At 46.0% G+C, this 17,153-nt stretch carries 13 protein-coding genes and 5 pseudogenes; 11 read left to right on the top strand and 7 right to left on the bottom strand.

What is annotated here, in order from left to right; translation table 11 throughout:
- Positions 1 to 5: 5 nt before the first annotated feature.
- Positions 6 to 332, bottom strand: coding sequence for a transposase (locus RE628_RS20605; protein ID WP_309154793.1), 327 nt, complete (start codon positions 330 to 332; stop codon positions 6 to 8).
- A gap of 76 nt (positions 333 to 408) precedes the next feature.
- On the opposite strand from RE628_RS20605, the gene RE628_RS20600 reads away from it, so the two are divergent.
- Positions 409 to 612, top strand: a complete 204-nt coding sequence (locus RE628_RS20600; RefSeq protein WP_309154792.1) for a hypothetical protein — start codon at positions 409 to 411, stop codon at positions 610 to 612.
- Positions 613 to 1,043: 431 nt separating this feature from the next.
- Here the strand turns inward: RE628_RS20600 and RE628_RS20595 are convergent.
- The 3 genes and pseudogenes from RE628_RS20595 to RE628_RS20585 form a co-directional block, all read right to left on the bottom strand.
- Positions 1,044 to 1,897: pseudogene (locus tag RE628_RS20595) on the bottom strand (DegV family protein).
- A 50-nt stretch (positions 1,898 to 1,947) separates the two neighbouring features.
- A complete protein-coding gene (locus tag RE628_RS20590) occupies positions 1,948 to 2,805 on the bottom strand; it encodes a DegV family protein (protein ID WP_309154791.1) in 858 nt (285 codons plus the stop codon).
- 39 nt (positions 2,806 to 2,844) lie between these two features.
- A complete protein-coding gene (locus tag RE628_RS20585; RefSeq protein ID WP_309154790.1) occupies positions 2,845 to 3,261 on the bottom strand; it encodes a hypothetical protein in 417 nt (138 codons plus the stop codon).
- A gap of 164 nt (positions 3,262 to 3,425) precedes the next feature.
- Here RE628_RS20585 and RE628_RS20580 point away from each other — a divergent pair, with 164 nt between their 5' ends.
- Positions 3,426 to 3,818, top strand: a complete 393-nt coding sequence (locus tag RE628_RS20580; RefSeq protein WP_309154789.1) for a DUF423 domain-containing protein — start codon at positions 3,426 to 3,428, stop codon at positions 3,816 to 3,818.
- A 79-nt stretch (positions 3,819 to 3,897) separates the two neighbouring features.
- Here the strand turns inward: RE628_RS20580 and RE628_RS20575 are convergent, their stop codons facing one another.
- Entirely contained in the window at positions 3,898 to 4,455 is a 558-nt protein-coding gene (locus tag RE628_RS20575) for a hypothetical protein (protein ID WP_309154788.1), read from the bottom strand.
- A 397-nt stretch (positions 4,456 to 4,852) separates the two neighbouring features.
- Between RE628_RS20575 and sufC the strand changes: the two genes are divergently transcribed.
- From sufC to sufB, 5 genes and pseudogenes are all read left to right on the top strand, one after another.
- Entirely contained in the window at positions 4,853 to 5,632 is a 780-nt protein-coding gene (gene sufC / locus RE628_RS20570; protein WP_309154787.1) for a Fe-S cluster assembly ATPase SufC, read from the top strand.
- A 20-nt stretch (positions 5,633 to 5,652) separates the two neighbouring features.
- A pseudogene (sufD, locus tag RE628_RS20565) lies at positions 5,653 to 6,953 on the top strand (Fe-S cluster assembly protein SufD).
- Positions 6,950 to 8,163 (top strand): annotated as a pseudogene (locus RE628_RS20560) (cysteine desulfurase). The pseudogenes sufD and RE628_RS20560 overlap by 4 nt, the downstream one beginning before the upstream one ends.
- Positions 8,163 to 8,584: pseudogene (gene sufU / locus RE628_RS20555) on the top strand (Fe-S cluster assembly sulfur transfer protein SufU). The pseudogenes RE628_RS20560 and sufU overlap by 1 nt, the downstream one beginning before the upstream one ends.
- 43 nt (positions 8,585 to 8,627) lie before the next feature.
- Positions 8,628 to 10,024: pseudogene (gene sufB, locus RE628_RS20550) on the top strand (Fe-S cluster assembly protein SufB).
- A gap of 122 nt (positions 10,025 to 10,146) precedes the next feature.
- Here the strand turns inward: sufB and RE628_RS20545 are convergent.
- Both RE628_RS20545 and moaD read right to left on the bottom strand, forming a co-directional pair.
- Complete coding sequence (locus RE628_RS20545; RefSeq protein ID WP_309154786.1) at positions 10,147 to 11,193, bottom strand: HD-GYP domain-containing protein; 1,047 nt, start codon at positions 11,191 to 11,193, stop codon at positions 10,147 to 10,149.
- A 236-nt stretch (positions 11,194 to 11,429) separates the two neighbouring features.
- Entirely contained in the window at positions 11,430 to 11,678 is a 249-nt protein-coding gene (gene moaD, locus RE628_RS20540) for a molybdopterin converting factor subunit 1 (RefSeq protein WP_309154785.1), read from the bottom strand.
- 142 nt (positions 11,679 to 11,820) lie between these two features.
- Between moaD and RE628_RS20535 the strand changes: the two genes are divergently transcribed.
- The 4 genes from RE628_RS20535 to RE628_RS20520 all read left to right on the top strand — a co-directional run bounded on the left by RE628_RS20535 (position 11,821) and on the right by RE628_RS20520 (position 16,954).
- On the top strand, positions 11,821 to 13,254 hold the full coding sequence (locus RE628_RS20535; protein WP_375142948.1) for a bifunctional metallophosphatase/5'-nucleotidase: 1,434 nt from the start codon (positions 11,821 to 11,823) through the stop codon (positions 13,252 to 13,254).
- 35 nt (positions 13,255 to 13,289) lie between these two features.
- Positions 13,290 to 14,381: an HD-GYP domain-containing protein gene (locus RE628_RS20530; protein ID WP_309154781.1), complete on the top strand. Its 1,092-nt coding sequence runs from the start codon at positions 13,290 to 13,292 to the stop codon at positions 14,379 to 14,381.
- A 20-nt stretch (positions 14,382 to 14,401) separates the two neighbouring features.
- The gene (yfkAB, locus tag RE628_RS20525; RefSeq protein ID WP_375142947.1) at positions 14,402 to 15,538 is read left to right on the top strand and encodes a radical SAM/CxCxxxxC motif protein YfkAB; all 1,137 of its coding nucleotides are present in this window, start codon (positions 14,402 to 14,404) and stop codon (positions 15,536 to 15,538) included.
- 66 nt (positions 15,539 to 15,604) lie between these two features.
- On the top strand, positions 15,605 to 16,954 hold the full coding sequence (locus RE628_RS20520) for a hemolysin family protein (protein WP_309154779.1): 1,350 nt from the start codon (positions 15,605 to 15,607) through the stop codon (positions 16,952 to 16,954).
- Positions 16,955 to 17,153: the final 199 nt, after the last annotated feature.

Here is a 17,153-nt window from a genome sequence, read left to right as displayed (position 1 = left end):
GTCTGCTATTTCGAATCTTTCAGATAAGCAGGGTTCTTCTTTTTTAAGAGTTCACGCAGGATTTCGATTTCTAATTCCTTTTCGCCTAGGATCTTTACAGCGGTTTGGTATTTCTCTTCGACTTCCTGCAATCTTTTTAATTCCTGTAGCTGTTCATCTGCAGCGGGTATCTCATGCTCTTCGATTTGATCTCGATACTCCCTGATCCAACTACGAATAGTCTCAGGATGAACTCCATACTTACGGGACAATACGGCTACCTTAATCCCTGCTAGTGCCTCACGGACCACCTGTAAACGAACTTCTTCATACGCTTTATTCTTTCGTTTCATTTCGAATCTCCCCTTTATAAATAGTCTAATTTATTGGAGGGCAAGACTCCACTTTTATTAGGGGGCCGTGAGGTTTATGCAGGAATTAACATCTGGAGAGCTTAATATTGCTCAAAAAACTGCACTTTTGCAGGAATTAACGCCTGGAGAGCCTAATATTGCTCAAAATACTGCATTCTTGCAGGAATTAACACCTGCGGAGCCTAATAGTGCCTCAAGCTTGCATTTTTACAGGTTTGCGGATGGTTGTAAAGCTCACGCAGAGTTTTTTCAGTTCTAACGAAACTACAGATCGTTAATTCCTCAAAAAAAGCGGAAACTTTAATTTAACGAAACTACAGATCGTTATTTGGGAGAAATCCAGGCTTTTAGGCACTAATTTGCTTCAATAGCGATACCCAGTTTCGTTAGAATTTTTAGCAGCCCTTTTTGGCCTGAATAGCGATATCCAGTTTCGTTAGAGAAAGTTGTATAGACAACACGCGAGGATGTTCTGAACACCGATGCAAACAAGATGGTACTGTATAAGCTGTTGTCGACTGAACGTATTGGTTCTACTGTGGCTCAGGTCTGTGTGTAGTATTGTATCGGTAGAGATGAATGCCAACGTATGCTGTTCTACTGCAATCAACCAAATAGAACCCCGCCTAGATAGGCGGGGTTCTATTTTATCTAAGATTCTTGTACTCATAAGCGTTAAGCTAAAAAACGTTAGCTTGTCTTCTTCGTATACAGAATGCCGATTGTCTTCGCACCGCAGTGGCTTGAGATGACGCAGCCTGCTTTGGAGATCGCGACTTCTCAGCTCCTGTCTTCTCCTGTAGAATGCTCTTCAATTGGTCGGCATCCTCATCCGCCAGCGAATGAGTAACGAAGATCAGGTCATTATCCATCTCATCGATGCGGGCAAGCGCGTTGTCCAGCATTTGCTGAAGGGCCTTCTCACGGCTCCCGCGTACTTTGTAGGCGGGAGTCATTTTACCATCGATCACCTTGATAACCGGACGGATCTTCAGTAGACTGCCGACCAGGTTCTGCATACCTGAGCAGCGCCCACCTTTGTAGAGATAGTCGAGGGAATCGATCACGAATTCCGTCTCAACTTGTGGACGGGTTCGGTGCAGAAGGTCCATGATCTCATCGGTGCTTTGGCCAGCTTCGGCAGCTCTATATGCTTTCATGACCTGTAGGCCTATGCCGGTGGACAGGTTCAGCGAATCAAATACTTGTACTCGTCCCTCAGGAAATTCAGCTGCGGCGATCACCGCGTTCTGATACGTAGAGGAGAGCTCGGACGACAAGCTGATATACAGAATATCTTTGCCTTCATTGATCGCTGGTGTGAAAGCCTGGATGAAGTCAGCAGGCGAAGGGGCAGCCGTCTTCGGCAGTCTCCCGATCTCGCTTACCTTCTTATATAACATTGGGGTATCTAGATCAACGCCGTCTTTATAGGTCTGCTGATCAAAGGTGACATACAGGGGAATGATACCAATGTCATATTTCCTAATCCAATCGGATGGCAGGTCACATGTGCTGTCAGCGAATATTTTGAGGTTTCCCATTGTTAGTCCTCCTTATATGGTTTAGTTTAGGCCTGTGTCTGTCTGATCCGTCAGGCCTCAGACTTCTTAGTATACATGATTGCGACAGTATGTGGGCCACAATGACTCGAAATAACGCATCCTGCTTGGGAGAGAGCTACTTCGCGCGCACTGGTCTTCTCTTTCAGTACGGAAGCTAGATATAGGGCTTCTTCCTCGGCAAGCGTGTGAGCAACAATAATTACATCATTATCCATCGCATCAAGATTTGCTAGTGCGTTATCCAGCATTTTCTGAACGGCCTTGTCTTTTTTGCCGCGCACTTTGTAAGCCGGGATGATGGAACCGTCCACGACCTTCAGAATCGGTCGAATCTTTAGCAGGCTGCCAATGAAATTTTGCATTCCTGAGCAGCGACCTCCTTTGTACAGATACTCCAGTGTATCGATGACAAATTCGGTATCTACCAGCGGACGGGTATGCTCAAGCACAGCTGTAATCTCTGCCGCAGTCTTGCCTTGTTCCGCCGCTCTAACGGCCTTCATGACAAGTAGACCAATTCCGCTGCATAGGTTCATAGAATCTACAATATGTATCCGGCCTGGTGGGAATTCATCGGCAGCAATTAGAGCGTTTTGATAGGTAGCGGATAGATTGGACGACAAGCTGATATAGACGATAGTCTCACCGCGTTCGATATGCGGGCGGAAGGCATCGACAAAGTCTGTTGGTGACGGCGCCGTGGTCTTCGGCAGAGAACCGCCTGCTTCAACCTTGCGATAGAGCTCCTCCGGAGTAATATCGATACCATCCCGGTAAATTTCCTCACCAAACACAACGTAGAGAGGAATAATTCCTATTTCATATTTTGTAATCCAATCTGTCGGCAGATCGGAGGTGCTGTCCGCGAATATTTTTACTTGTGACATATACATCTCCCTTAAAAGTGATAATACTTCCACTTCCTATTATAGATTAGAAAACAATAGGATGATAATCACTGGGAATATAGGGATTGCCGAGAATATCGTACCTAATATAGCGAACACTTTCTTGCGATTCTTGGTGCTTATTCCGACAATGCCTAATATTAGTGAGGTGAGATTTAGGAGTGCGGCTAGGAAGAATAGCAGAATCCCAACAATTGCGCTGCCTTGCTGCATGAAATACTCCTGGAATAGTTCATCCGGGCTCTCCAGAACATTGGCAGCTGCCACCGTTATGAGTACTGTTGCGAAAATATAGCCCAAGAAGGTTACCAAGCTTATGATGAAGGAGGCGATGCCAGGACCCGAATGCTTGGTTATCAGAATTGGTTGGCCGCCTTGTGCGGGGCCAGGATAAGAAGGGGATGTAGCGTAATTCCTCTGGTCAAAGTTTTCCATTGTTTTAATAAGTCTCCTTTTGGCCATATTTATTACTCTGTCTAATTTTTCATATCTTTGCCAAAAAATCAATGACTATTTGAATTGTATGTAATACTAGAATGAATCAAGGCATTGAGTTAAGATGAGTAAAGGTAAGGTTGAACTGTATAGGAGGCGTTAGCATGCAACGCAAATATGCCGGGATCGGCGCTATAATTATGCTGTTGTCCGTGGCACTTGGAGCATTTGGGGCTCATGTGCTGAAACCGATAATCGGAGAGGAAATGCTCGGTACTTATGAGACAGGGGTTCACTATCAGATGATTCATGGAATCGGTATGATCCTGGCGTCCATAGCTGCGGCCTTTGGAGGCAGTGCGAGTAAATGGCGCTGGGCGAATATTCTGTTTCTGATTGGTACGATCTTGTTCTCGGGCAGCTTGTACTTGATAGCCCTGACGGGTTGGAAATGGTTTGGCCCGATTACTCCGCTTGGCGGCGTATCCTTTATTGCCGGCTGGCTGATGTTCATATTGGCCGCATGGGACAAGACTCAGCAGAATAGTAGCAAATAAAAAAGGCGGACGAATCTATGAATTAGATAGATCGTCCGCTTTTTTATCAGTTCCCTTTTTGAACTACTTCTATTATATGTTACTCGTTAAGATCGATAATTTCACTAAGGTGGAAAGAATAAACCTGCTTCTCATCCACATGATAGACCGTCAAGGTATAGGTATCCGTCAGGAAGTTCAAGATGCGGCAAGGAATGCTGACGCGCTTCCCATTTCGGTTGACTAACAGGCGGACGAGTGAATTATTCGCAATATACTTTTGAATCCACTTCTCGAATTCCTGACTTTTGGCCATACTTTCAAAGCTGCTCTGTTGTGTGGCTTCTGTTTGTTGTTCCTGAGGAGCAGGGGATGATTTTGCAGTCTTGGTCTCCGAGGGAGTCGGTTTCGAAGCACCTTCATTAATCCTTTTATAGGATTTGGCGATAAGCGACTGCTTCTTGTTGGCAAGCATTGAGTTAATGATGGAGCCTAACTCAATTCCTGAGTTGATACGATAATCGATAATATCATCACTATTGTTCAAAAGTTGCAACAGTTTTTGCAGTGCTTTTGCATTCGTCTGTTCTTTAACCAGAATTTCTACATTAAATAGGAATCCTAGTTCTTCTTGGTCGGTTGCACTTGTTTTTTTCATATTTCCCCCAAAAGCTCATGTCATGATATGTAGCAAAAAAGTTTTCGTATATTTTACCTGATAATCATAGCACTGCTTCAAAGGGAAGCATAGTCCTAAAATCTTATAAAAATAGCGGAATTCATATAATAATGCAGTATAACTTATGGTGTTTTTATTAAAATGATTCTATAGACCTAGATCGGTGGATGTGGATTTGGGGTTATTAGCTTCATTGTTTGATTAATTCATTGAGAATCTTTCCTACTTGCGTTGATTCGGGTTGCAAAGTAGGGTAGAATGGAATGAGAATCAGTGAGAATCATCAATAATAATTCTAATTAGATAATGATTAGAATTTTTATGTTATAATCGCTTTAACAAAAAAGAGAACGAGTAATGGAGGGTATGGTAAAAAATGACAAATTTCGTTGTTGAAGGTCTGAAAGCAACCATAGAAGGAAAAGAAATTCTCAAGGGAATTGATCTTGAAATAAAGGGCGGAGAAATTCATGCCATCATGGGCCCAAACGGAACTGGTAAAAGTACACTTGCTTCCGCTTTGATGGGACATCCCAAATATGAAGTAACCGACGGATCGGTAAACTTGAACGGTGAAGACGTATTGGAAATGGCCGTGGACGAGCGTGCTCGTGCGGGAATGTTCCTGGGTATGCAATATCCAAGTGAGATCGCGGGTGTAACAAACTCTGATTTCTTGCGCAGTGCAATCAACGCACGTCGTGAGGAAGGCAACGAAATCTCACTGATCAAATTCATTCGTCAAATGGAGAGCAAAATGAAGGAGCTGGAAATGAATCCTGAATTTGTTCACCGTTATTTGAATGAAGGTTTCTCCGGCGGGGAGAAAAAACGTAACGAAATTTTGCAAATGATGATGATTGAGCCGAAGCTCGTTATTTTGGACGAGATCGACTCTGGTCTGGATATCGACGCATTGCGTATCGTAGCAAATGGTGTGAACAGCATGCGCGATGAAGATCGCGGATTCCTGATCATTACTCACTATCAACGTTTGCTTGACTATATTAAACCGGATTTCGTTCACGTGATGATGCAAGGTCGTATCGTTAAGTCGGGTGGCCCTGAATTGGCAGAACGTCTGGAACGTGACGGTTATGATTGGGTCAAAGAAGAACTTGGAATTACGGATGAAACAGTCGGTCAAGAAGCCTAATACGGAAGGAGGGAACTGAAATGACGACACAAATCGTTCTTCCGGTGGAACTTGATACAGTAAGACAAACATCCGTTAATAATGGGGAACCGGCCTGGTTAACGGAAAGTCGTGTAAATGGAGTGAAGCTTGCTCAAGAGCTTGAACTACCTAAATTGGAAAAAATGAAAATCGAACGCTGGGATCTCAGCAACTTCGGTCAACTGCGCGAAGGTTATGCAGCATCAGAGCAGCAATTGCCCGAAAGTGTGGCTTCTCTCGTCGATTTGAAAGAGCATAGCAATCTGATTGTTCAGGTGAACAGTAGAACACAATTTACGCAGTTGTCCCTGAGCTGACTGCCAAAGGTGTTATTTTCACTGATCTGGAGACTGCCGTTCGTGAGCATGGCGAACTGGTACAGAAATATTTGCACCAAGCTGTCAAGAGCGATGAGAACCGCTTGACGGCTCTACATTCCGCTCTTTGGAATGGCGGTGTGTTCCTGTATGTTCCACGCAATGTAGAGATCGATATTCCATTGCAGAGCATTTTCGTACAGCAGGACGACAAGACGACCTTCGCGCCGCATATCTTGATCGTAGCTGAGGCGAATAGCCGTGTTACTTATGTAGACAACTACTTCTCCGGACAATTTGAGAAGACAGTTATTCATAGTGGAGTAGCGGAAGTATTCGTTCAAGCGGGAGCCAAGGTACAATTCGCGACGGTTCATAATCTGGGAACAAGCACCACTGATCTCAGCTACCGTCGTTCGATCGTCGACAATGACGGATCAATCGAATGGATCATTGGTGAGATGAATTTCGGCGATGCAATGAGTGAGACCCTGTCGATTCTCAAAGGCAACGGATCTCTCTCCGATATGAAGGTGATTGCTGTTGGTTCAGGTTCGCAGAAGCTGAACTATACGACGAAGGCAGTTCATTTCGGTAAGAGCTCTGAGAGCCAAATGATTACCCGAGCTGTTATGCGTGAACAATCTACGGCGATCATTAACGGGATCACGAAGATCGAGAAGGGTGCAACCAAGGCAAACGGTGAGCAGACGGAGAAGGTTCTTATGCTTAGTCCGAAGGCACGCGGGGACGCTAACCCAATCCTGTTGATCGATGAGGACGATGTCAAAGCTGGACACGCGGCTTCGGTTGGTCAAGTGAATCAGGAGCAAATCTACTATCTTATGTCTCGTGGTATCTCACGTGAGCAAGCTGAACGCTTAGTAATTTACGGTTTCCTTGCTCCGGTCGTTACAGAGATTCCTCTGGAACAATTGCAGCAGCAATTGCAAGGGCTGGTTGAAAGGAAGTTAGGTCAATGAATGCCGAGCTGATCAAGGAGCAATTTCCTATTCTGCATCAGGAGATTAATGGTCATCCGCTCGTATACCTTGACAGTGCTGCCACTTCTCAGAAGCCACGCGTCGTGCTTGACGCACTGAAGCGCTACTATGAATGGGACAATTCCAATGTACATCGCGGTGTACACACGCTGGGCAGCCGGGCTACAGATGCTTATGAAGGTGCTAGAGAGAAGGTAGCTCGGTTTATCGGCGCTGCTCGGACTCAGGAGATTATTTTCACTCGGGGACGACGACTGCGCTAAATATGGTTGCTTCCGGTTATGGGCCTGCGGTGCTTCAAGAGGGGGATGAAATTGTCATTACCCCAATGGAGCATCACAGTAATTTGATCCCTTGGCAGCAGTTGGCTAAAAGAACGGGTGCTACTTTAAAATATATTCCGCTTCAGCCTGACGGCAATATCGCTCTGGAGGATGCGGAGAAGACGATTACCGATCGGACGAAGATCGTCTCGGTTGCTTATGTCTCCAACGTGCTTGGTGTAGTGAATCCGGTCAAAGAACTGGCCGAGATTGCTCACCGTCATGGAGCCGTTATGGTTGTGGATGGAGCACAGAGCACGCCTCATATGAAAGTGAATGTGCAGGAGCTGGATTGTGATTTCTATGCTTTTTCTGGCCATAAGATGTGCGCACCGACAGGAATTGGGGTACTATATGGTAAGAAGCATTTGCTGGAGTCTATGGAGCCGATCGAGTTCGGCGGTGAGATGATCGATGATGTTGGCCTATATGAATCGACATGGAAGGAACTTCCGTGGAAATTCGAAGGTGGGACACCGATTATCGCCGGAGCGATTGGACTGGGCGCTGCGATTGATTTTCTGCAGGAGATTGGTATGGATGCAATTCATCAGCATGAAGCGAAGCTGGCGAAATATGCTGAAGCCAAACTCTCTGAAATTGAAGGACTGACGTTGTATGGGCCGCGTGATCGCGAGGTCGGGCTGTTGACCTTCAATCTGCAGGATGTTCATCCGCATGATGTGGCTACTGTTCTGGATGCGTCCGGAGTAGCTATTCGTGCCGGTCATCATTGCTGCCAGCCGTTGATGCGTTGGCTTGAGGCCAGCGCTACAGCTAGGGCTAGTCTCTATCTGTACAATACGGAGCAGGATATTGACCGTCTGGCTGAAGCTTTAGTCCAGACAAAGGAGTATTTTGGATAATGCAACTTGACGACTTATACCGCCGCGTAATTATGGATCATTATAAAAACCCGCGCAACCGCGGGAAATTCGATGACGATTCCCTGACTGTTGATCTTAACAACCCAACTTGCGGGGATCGCATCTCGCTCCAGCTGAAGCTGGAGGATGGCGTTGTGAAGATGCCCGCTTCACTGGGGAAGGCTGCTCGATCAGTATGTCCTCAGCATCGATGATGACAGAGGCAGTGAAAGGCCGGACCTATGCGGAAGCAATGGATTTGGCTAAACGTTTCTCTTCCTTGATGCAGGGAGAGACAGTCGATTTTGATGAATATGAAGAGCTTGAAGCTCTATCCGGGGTTAATAAATTCCCTGCCCGAATCAAGTGCGCAACACTGGCGTGGAATGCACTTAAGAAGGGGATTCACGAAGAAGAGTAATTGAAGCATATGGATAATGAAAGATTAAGGAGGTAATGCAGCCATGGCTAAGAAAGCGCCTGAAATGGAAGAGTATAAATATGGCTTTCGCGATGAGCATAAGTCAATTTTTCAATCGGGTAAAGGCTTGACTCGAGAGATTGTCACGGAAATTTCCCGTATGAAAAATGAACCGGAATGGATGCTTAACTTCCGTCTGAAATCGTTGGAGCAGTTCGAGAAAATGCCGCTACCGCGCTGGGCGGAGATCTGGACGATCTTGACTTTAACGAAATTCAATACTATGTCAAACCATCTGAGAAGCAAGGCAAGACATGGGACGAAGTTCCTGACGAAATTAAAGAAACCTTTGATAAGCTTGGTATTCCGGAAGCAGAGCAGAAGTTCCTGGCTGGGGTATCGGCCCAATATGAATCTGAGGTTGTATACCATAGCATGCAGAAGGATCTGGAGGATCAAGGTGTAATCTTTATGGATACCGATTCTGCTCTTAGAGAGCATCCGGAAATCTTCCGCGAACATTTTGGTACGATTATCCCACCAGCGGACAATAAATTTGCCGCTCTGAACAGTGCGGTATGGTCTGGCGGTAGCTTCATCTATGTTCCTAAGGGCGTGAAGTGTGAGATTCCGTTGCAAGCCTACTTCCGTATTAATTCGGAGAATATGGGTCAATTTGAACGTACGCTGATCATTGCTGATGAGGATAGCTTCGTGCACTATGTAGAGGGCTGTACGGCTCCGGTCTACAGCACAAACTCTCTGCACAGCGCAGTCGTAGAGATCATCTGTAAGAAGAATGCTCGCGTTCGTTATACTACGATTCAGAACTGGGCACCAAACATTTATAACCTCGTTACGAAGCGTGCAGTTGCAGAAGAGAATGCAACGATGGAATGGGTTGATGGTAACATCGGCTCCAAGCTGACGATGAAATATCCAGCGGTTATCCTGAAAGGCCGCGGAGCCAAAGGTAGCGTGCTGTCGATTGCTGTTGCCGGCAAAGGCCAGCTCCAGGATGCGGGTGCGAAGATGATTCACCTCGCTCCGGACACCACTTCGACGATCGTATCGAAGTCGATCAGTAAGCATGGCGGTAAAGTAACATATCGCGGTCTTGCATCATTCGGACGTCAAGCAGATGGCGCGAAGTCCAACATCAAGTGCGATACACTCATTCTCGATAATGAGTCTACTTCGGATACTATTCCATACAATGAGATCATGAATGATAACATTGTTCTGGAGCACGAAGCGACCGTATCGAAGGTGTCGGAAGAGCAACTCTTCTACTTGATGAGCCGTGGTTTGACCGAAGAGGAAGCGACTCAGATGATCATCATGGGCTTCATTGAGCCGTTTACGAAAGAGCTGCCGATGGAGTATGCCGTTGAGATGAATAGATTGATTAAATTCGAAATGGAGGGGTCCATCGGTTAAGGGCTCTCCTGTAGAAAAAGGGCAGTCCCAGTAGTCATGAGAAGTGACCTGGGCGCCCTTTTTTTTCAATAAAAAGAAGAATGGCTGTCAACCAGACCATTCTCCTAATTCATTTCAGGTACCTACATATAAACCTCAGTGATCGTAAGCTCACGTTCCCTAGCCAGGTCGATAAAGCGTGATTCAGTACGGATCAGCGGACGGAAGAAATCGGATGGATTCGTCATAATAATGGCCCCTACCTCACCAGAGCTTAGTAATACCTTCTTGCCGATAAAGTTCGGCAGCAGGTGGTTAATCAGCGCTTGGGTAGGCTCAGGACATAATTTACCGAAGCTCATGTTATTCAATTCCTTGAGTACAGTGAACAGCTCTTGCTTCGATTGATAGATTCGGTTAGACGTCATAGCCGTATAGACGTCTGCTACCGCAGCGATCTTAGCGTAAGGATGGATTTCCTTATCGGTCAGTCCACGTGGATAACCACTGCCGTCCTCGCGCTCATGATGTTGCAGAGCAACGAGGGCCGATAGCTCGTCATCGGTAGAATTCATAATGATCTCATATCCATATTGAGTGTGACGTTTGACCTCTTCAAATTCCTCAGGTGTCAATTTCCCAGGTTTGAACAGGATTTCATCCGGTATTTTACATTTTCCGATATCGATCAAGTAACCGGCTTTACCTACTTTGTAGGCCTCTTCCTTTGAATATCCTAGCCAAGAAGCGATATAATAGGATAGCATTCCAACCTGCAAAGAGTGATTATATGTATAATTGTCATGATTGCCAAGTAGTAGGAGCAAAGAGACGACATCCTTCTGGGTATCGAGTTGCTCGACCATAGGCTCAAGTAGGCGGTCTACCTGGGAATTATCGAAATTGCCGGTTGCTAAAGCTTCCAGGAAAATCGCTTCAAATCCGTCAACCGCTTCATTAAATACGGGCTGCATCTTCTGGATGAACTGTGGAGTGACCGATGCGCTCGGTACGACGACATCAATGGTATGAGGGATGATGTCAATATAATCGATACCATGCTGCATCAATTTTACGATGGCCTCGTTGGACAGCTCCTTTTCTTTCTGTAGAACTAATACGCCAAAATGATTAAATACGTCGGACTGAAGCTTGTCTCCAGGGTTAAGATCCATGATATGTATTTTCAAGAAAGATGACACCTCAATATTCTGCTTTTAAGAGATCGTTCCAAAAGACCGCTTTTGAAAACTTGCTCTAAGTCAATCATATCAGGAAATAAATGGGTTGACAACGGTGTCATAGTTCTTTGTCGCTATTAATTAGTAGAGCAATATGACTCAAGAATTATGGAGTCGTAGACTTGTAGTCACCATTAACTTTGTTAAATAGATCACAGGACTGTGAAAAGGCTGATGCTTACGCATCAGCCTCCAGATACAGGTGGAATCAAAGCGATCTCATCCGTCTCCTGGATCGGATAATCGGCTACTGCATACTCCTGATTGACGGCTACCAATGCAGCAGATAGAAGCGGGGCTGCATCAGGATAAGCATTGCTCAGAAGTTGCTTCAGACGCTCAGGTGTTAAAGGAGATTCGCTGTAATCGAAGGTGATCCGCGATGTCCCAAGTCGCTCGGCCAATCCTGCAAAGAGGAAAATGGATATTTTCATGTCTATTCACCTCGGTTTATGAGTTTAAATCCCTATAATATATCATATATAAGAAGACAGTGGGCGTTTTCAAGGTATATAATTAGATTTATCTTCATTTTTTGTAGGTCTAATGAATAAAAAACAACAAGGGGGCTTTCATGTGCCGGATACGGACGAAATTACATTAACGATTGCATATACGAATGACTTGCACAGCCATTTCGGTACCATGGGCAGAATCGCCGCGATGATCGATGATTTGCGATCCGAGCCAAAGAGTGAAATGCTGCTCCTTGATATAGGTGACCATATGGACCGAGCCGCACCGGAGACAGAGGGCACCATAGGTCATGCCAATGTTGATGTCATTAATTTGACCGGATACGATGCGATTACGATCGGGAATAATGAGGGTCTAACCTTTACTCCAGAACTTCTAGAGGAAACGTATGCGAGTCTGCGTTGTCCCGTCATTTGCAACAATATTGTTGAGCAAAGAACAGGCCAGCCTCCAGGGTGGATGAGAAGACATCATATTGTACGGCGTGGTCCATTTACGATTGGATTGATTGGCGCAACGGCGGCATTTTCTGATTTTTACCGTTTATTGGGATGGGATGCTCTTGACCCGATGGAGACGATCCAATATGATGTAGAACAGTTGCGTTCGCAGGTGGATTTGATCGTTGTTATGTCCCATTTAGGGATAAAGCTCGACCGACAGTTGGCGGAGATGATCCCGAATATCGATCTCATCATAGGCGGACATACCCATCATTTGCTGGAGGAACCGCAGATCATTGGGAAGACAGCAATTACGGCTGCCGGGAAATTCGGTAATTATCTCGGGAAAATTAAATTCCGCAAGAATCCTGTGAGTGGTAAGCCTGAAATTTACGATGGTAAGGTGCTTAAGGTGGAGCCTGGGGTGGAGAGTGAAATCGTGCTGCACTCCATTGACACTAATCGTAAAAAGGCTGAGGTTCGTCTGGATCGGACGGTTACGCGGACGGATCGGAAGCTACCGATTTCATACACCAATGAGTCTCCATTCGGTAATTTGTTGGCCCAGGCAGTCCGAAGGTTCACAAAGAGCGATCTATCGATCATCAATAGTGGTCAATTGCTGAGCGAGCTTCCTGCTGGGGACATTAGCGAAGGCATGCTGCATGAACGTTGCCCTTCCCCGATTAATCCGTGTACTATGAACTTAAAAGGTGAGGACATACTATACACCTTGGAGCAATCGTTGCTTCCGGACATGATGGATAAGCCTATATTCGGTTATGGATTTCGCGGCAAGGTTCTGGGCGGAATTTGCCTGGATGGAATGGAAGTTATGTATGACCCACAGGCAGAGCCGTATCGACGGATTGTCCGGGCAAGTATCGCGGGGATTCCACTGGAGCCGGAAATGACGTATAGGGTCGGCACGCTTGATATGTTTACTTTCGGAGTAGGCTATGAGCGGTTGCAGAATGGGAGTGAGCTGAAATATATGCTTCCTTTATTTATACGTGATCTGCTCAGATTGGAATTACAGGCGGCAGGGGCTGTAGATAGTTGCTTCCTTACCAGATGGGAGCAAATTTAAATAAAGCGATTTATAACGAGACGGAAGTGGTTTAATTGCGGTTAATAGCAATAGATTCTCTAAGGCCAGGAATGAAGTTAGGGAAGAAAATTTATAATGAGGACGGTATCGTTCTCTTGTCGGAAAATGTAGAAATAAATGATGCTATCATTCGCAGCATGCGTCACCACGGCCTCGATTATATTTATATTGCTGATCATCGTACGGATGATATCCAGGTCAGCGAAATGATCGAAGAAACTACACGCCGCCGTGCGCTGAATGAGTTAAGGGTCAATTTTAAGAAGCTGATGGAACCATCGATGAAAGGGGTAGTCTATCCTTATCTGGGTAAGACTTTCTCCGGCCTGGTCGAGTCGATCATCGATGATCTCAGCTCCAGGGAAAACGTGATGATAATGATGATGAATATCGATAGTATGGATCATTATCTGTATCGTCATTCTTTGAATGTATGCATCTATACTTTGCTGCTAGGTCAGGTTTACGGTTACAGTAAAGAGGATCTGACATTGCTTGGCCTTGGAGCCATGCTACATGATATCGGCAAGACGAAGGTACCGCCGGATATTCTGAATAAGCCGTCGCAACTGACTGATGAGGAGTTCGCACAGATTAAGAAGCATACTGAGATCGGCTTCAAACTGTTAAAAGATGAGCCGGGGATTCCGCTCAAGGCTGCCCACTGTGCCTATCAGCATCATGAGAGAGTCAACGGCAGCGGTTATCCGCGAGGCCTGAAGGGTGACGAAATTCATGAGTTCGCTCGCTGGATTGCGATTACGGATGCGTTCGATGCGATGACCACGCACCGGGTATATCGCCCAGCGATGCTTCCGCATCAGGCAGTGGAGGTGCTCTATGCGGGCTGCGGAGAATGGTATGAGAAGTCGAAATTAGAGCTGTTTAGAGATCATGTCGCTATTTATCCAGTTGGTATGACCGTCGGTTTGAGTACTGGTGAGCAGGCTGTTGTCGCCAAGATTCACAAAGATATTCCGCACAGACCTGTGGTTAGGGTACTGACTGATCCTGACGGAGTTGATTTGAAGGCTCCATACGATATTGATCTGTCAAGCCGTCTATCCGTCGTTATTACCGGAGTAGATGGTACAAAAAAGCTATAAATAAATAAGGTGAGTATAATATGAAAATAATGAGTACGAACAACGAAACGTTCCGGCAAATTAACCCGAGCTATGATCCGTGGGACCCGATTCTGTCACTTCATCAGCACGGCCGACATGTGCTGACCAGCGTTGAGATGACTGTTACCAATCTGTGCAATATGCGATGTGAGCATTGCGCAGTAGGCGATAGCCTAGTCATGAAGGAGCCAGAGCATATTCCACTCGATACGATGCTAAGAGCACTTGATGAGGTCGAGAACCTGCAGACGATTAGCATCACGGGCGGGGAGCCTACATTCCGGAAGCAGACGGTTGACGAATTGATTGTTCCGCTATTGAAATATGCCAGATCGCGAGGCATTCGTTCTCAGATCAATTCCAATTTGACACTTGATTATGACCGTTATGAGAAGCTGTTGCCTTATCTGGATGTCATGCATATCTCGTTCAATTATACGAGCGAGCGGGACTTCCATGAGGTAGGCTTTGCACGTAGCGGGCATCCGGTGAAACCTGAGGTTGCCTACAGAATGTATGACAAGATGGTGGAGAATACCCGTCGCTTGAGTGAGGCAGGAATGTTCATCTCCGCAGAATCGATGATCAATTATCGGACCTATGAGAAGCTGCCTGAGATTCACCGCCTAATTCTGGAAATGGGCTGTAAACGACATGAGGTTCATCCAATGTATGCAGCTGACTTTGCGGAGGGGCTGCCGATGTTATCGCTGGATCAGATGCGCGGAGCTATTCATTCGTTACTCGATTCCCGTGATCCCGACTTGTGGATGCTGTTCGGCACGCTTCCTTTCTTCGCCTGCAATACAAATGAAGAGGATGCCAAGCTGCTGCGCCGTATGCGTCAGGAACCAAATGTTACAATGCGCAATGATCCTGATGGGCGCAATCGGGTGAACGTGAACATGTTTACTGGCGATGTATTCGTCACCGATTTCGCGGCTATTCCTGCCTTTGGCAATTTGCGTGACGGGCGTCTGGATGATATTTTTGAGAAGTGGCTTACGGAGCATCCACTCAATCAGAAGGTGAATTGTCACTGCCCTGCTGCGAATTGCTGTGGTCCTAATCTGTTGGTTGCCGATATGTATTACAAGGATATCGACTTCAAATCACGCAAAGCTACCGTTCTATAAGAGAAAGTTCTATAATATTTACCAATACGACATTATACGTAATCACACAGAAAAGAGGCGTTCATCTTGCACACCGATTTTGAAGTTGGCAAGATTATTTCTAATCTACTTATAGTCTTAATCCTGGTGTTCTTTAACGGGTTCTTCGTTGCTGCGGAATTCTCGCTCGTTAAGGTGCGCCAATCACGGCTGACCCAGCTTGCCAGCGAAGGGAATCGAAGGGCTTCCTATGCGCTTCGAGTCAATAAGAAATTGGATGCCTACTTATCGGCTACTCAGTTAGGAATTACGTTAGCATCACTCGGTCTTGGCTGGGTAGGTGAACCGGCTGTATCCGAGCTTATCGTCATGCCTATTATGTATAAGCTCGGCGTCACGGATTCCACGCTGATCTCTACGATTTCCGTAGCCATTGGCTTCGCGATTATTACATTTCTGCATATTGTAGTTGGTGAATTAGCTCCTAAATCGCTGGCGATTCAGAAATCCGAAGCGACATCACTCTGGTTGTCGGCACCGCTATTGTACTTCTACAGGCTGTTCCTGCCAGTCATTTGGCTGCTTAATGCATCGGCTAACGGAATGCTCCGCTTAATCGGCATTCAGCCGGCCAATGAGAGCGAGATGGCGCATTCCGAGGAAGAAATACGGATCTTGATGAACCAGAGCGCTAAGAGCGGCGTCATCGACAAAGATGAAATGAAGCTGATGGACAATCTTTTTGACTTCTCGGATATGTTGGCGCGGGAGGTTATGCTGCCGCGGACAGATATGGATTGCTTGTACACGAATCTATCCTGGGAAGACAATATGAAGATTATCAATGACACTAAGCATTCGCGCTATCCAGTTGCTGTGGAGGATAAAGACCAAATCATCGGCTTTGTACATATTACAGATCTACTGCTGCCAGAGCCGGAAGGTCCGAGAGAACTCGCGGATATGGTACGGCCAATTCTGAATGTCCCGGAATCTATGGAGATTAGCCATGTACTTCGTCTGATGCAGAAGCGTCATTCTCAGCTAGCGATCGTGGTAGATGAGTATGGTGGTACAGCCGGTATTTTGACGGTGGAAGAAATACTTGAGGAGATCGTTGGCGATCTTCATGATGAGTTTGAGGATGAACGTCCGGAAATCGAGAAGCTGCATGATGGCGTATACTCTGTAGATGGACGCCTGTTGATTGAGGAAGTCAATGATCTGATCGGCAGTGATCTGGTGGACGACGAGGTCGATTCGATCGGAGGCTGGCTGTTTAAGGAGCTAGAAGGGATTCCGGCCAAAGGTAAGAAGAAGCAGGAGGATAATGTGATTTTCGAGGTTGCTGAGGCAAGCCGCCTTCGGATTACCCGCGTTAAGATCATTAAATTACAAGAACCGGAACAACTCGATGATCCATGTGAGGAATCGTAGAATTCTCTCCTGACATTTCGGACTATAAAACCGTCAGTTTATGCTGTACTTGAGAACTTGGAGTGCAGTGTGATGCTGATGGTTTTTTTATAAGCATTTGGCTTGACCGCTCTGGAGAGGGCGGTTTCTTGCTGTTTATTCACGCTTTTTTGTTCATTATTTGGGCGAATGTCATATGTTAAAGAATGAGGAGATATAG

This window comes from Paenibacillus sp. D2_2, from assembly GCF_031199965.1.
Lineage (GTDB): Bacteria > Bacillota > Bacilli > Paenibacillales > Paenibacillaceae > Fontibacillus.
The sequence above is the reverse complement of the archived record's forward strand: the minus strand, read 5'-3'. Positions and strand labels throughout refer to the sequence as shown.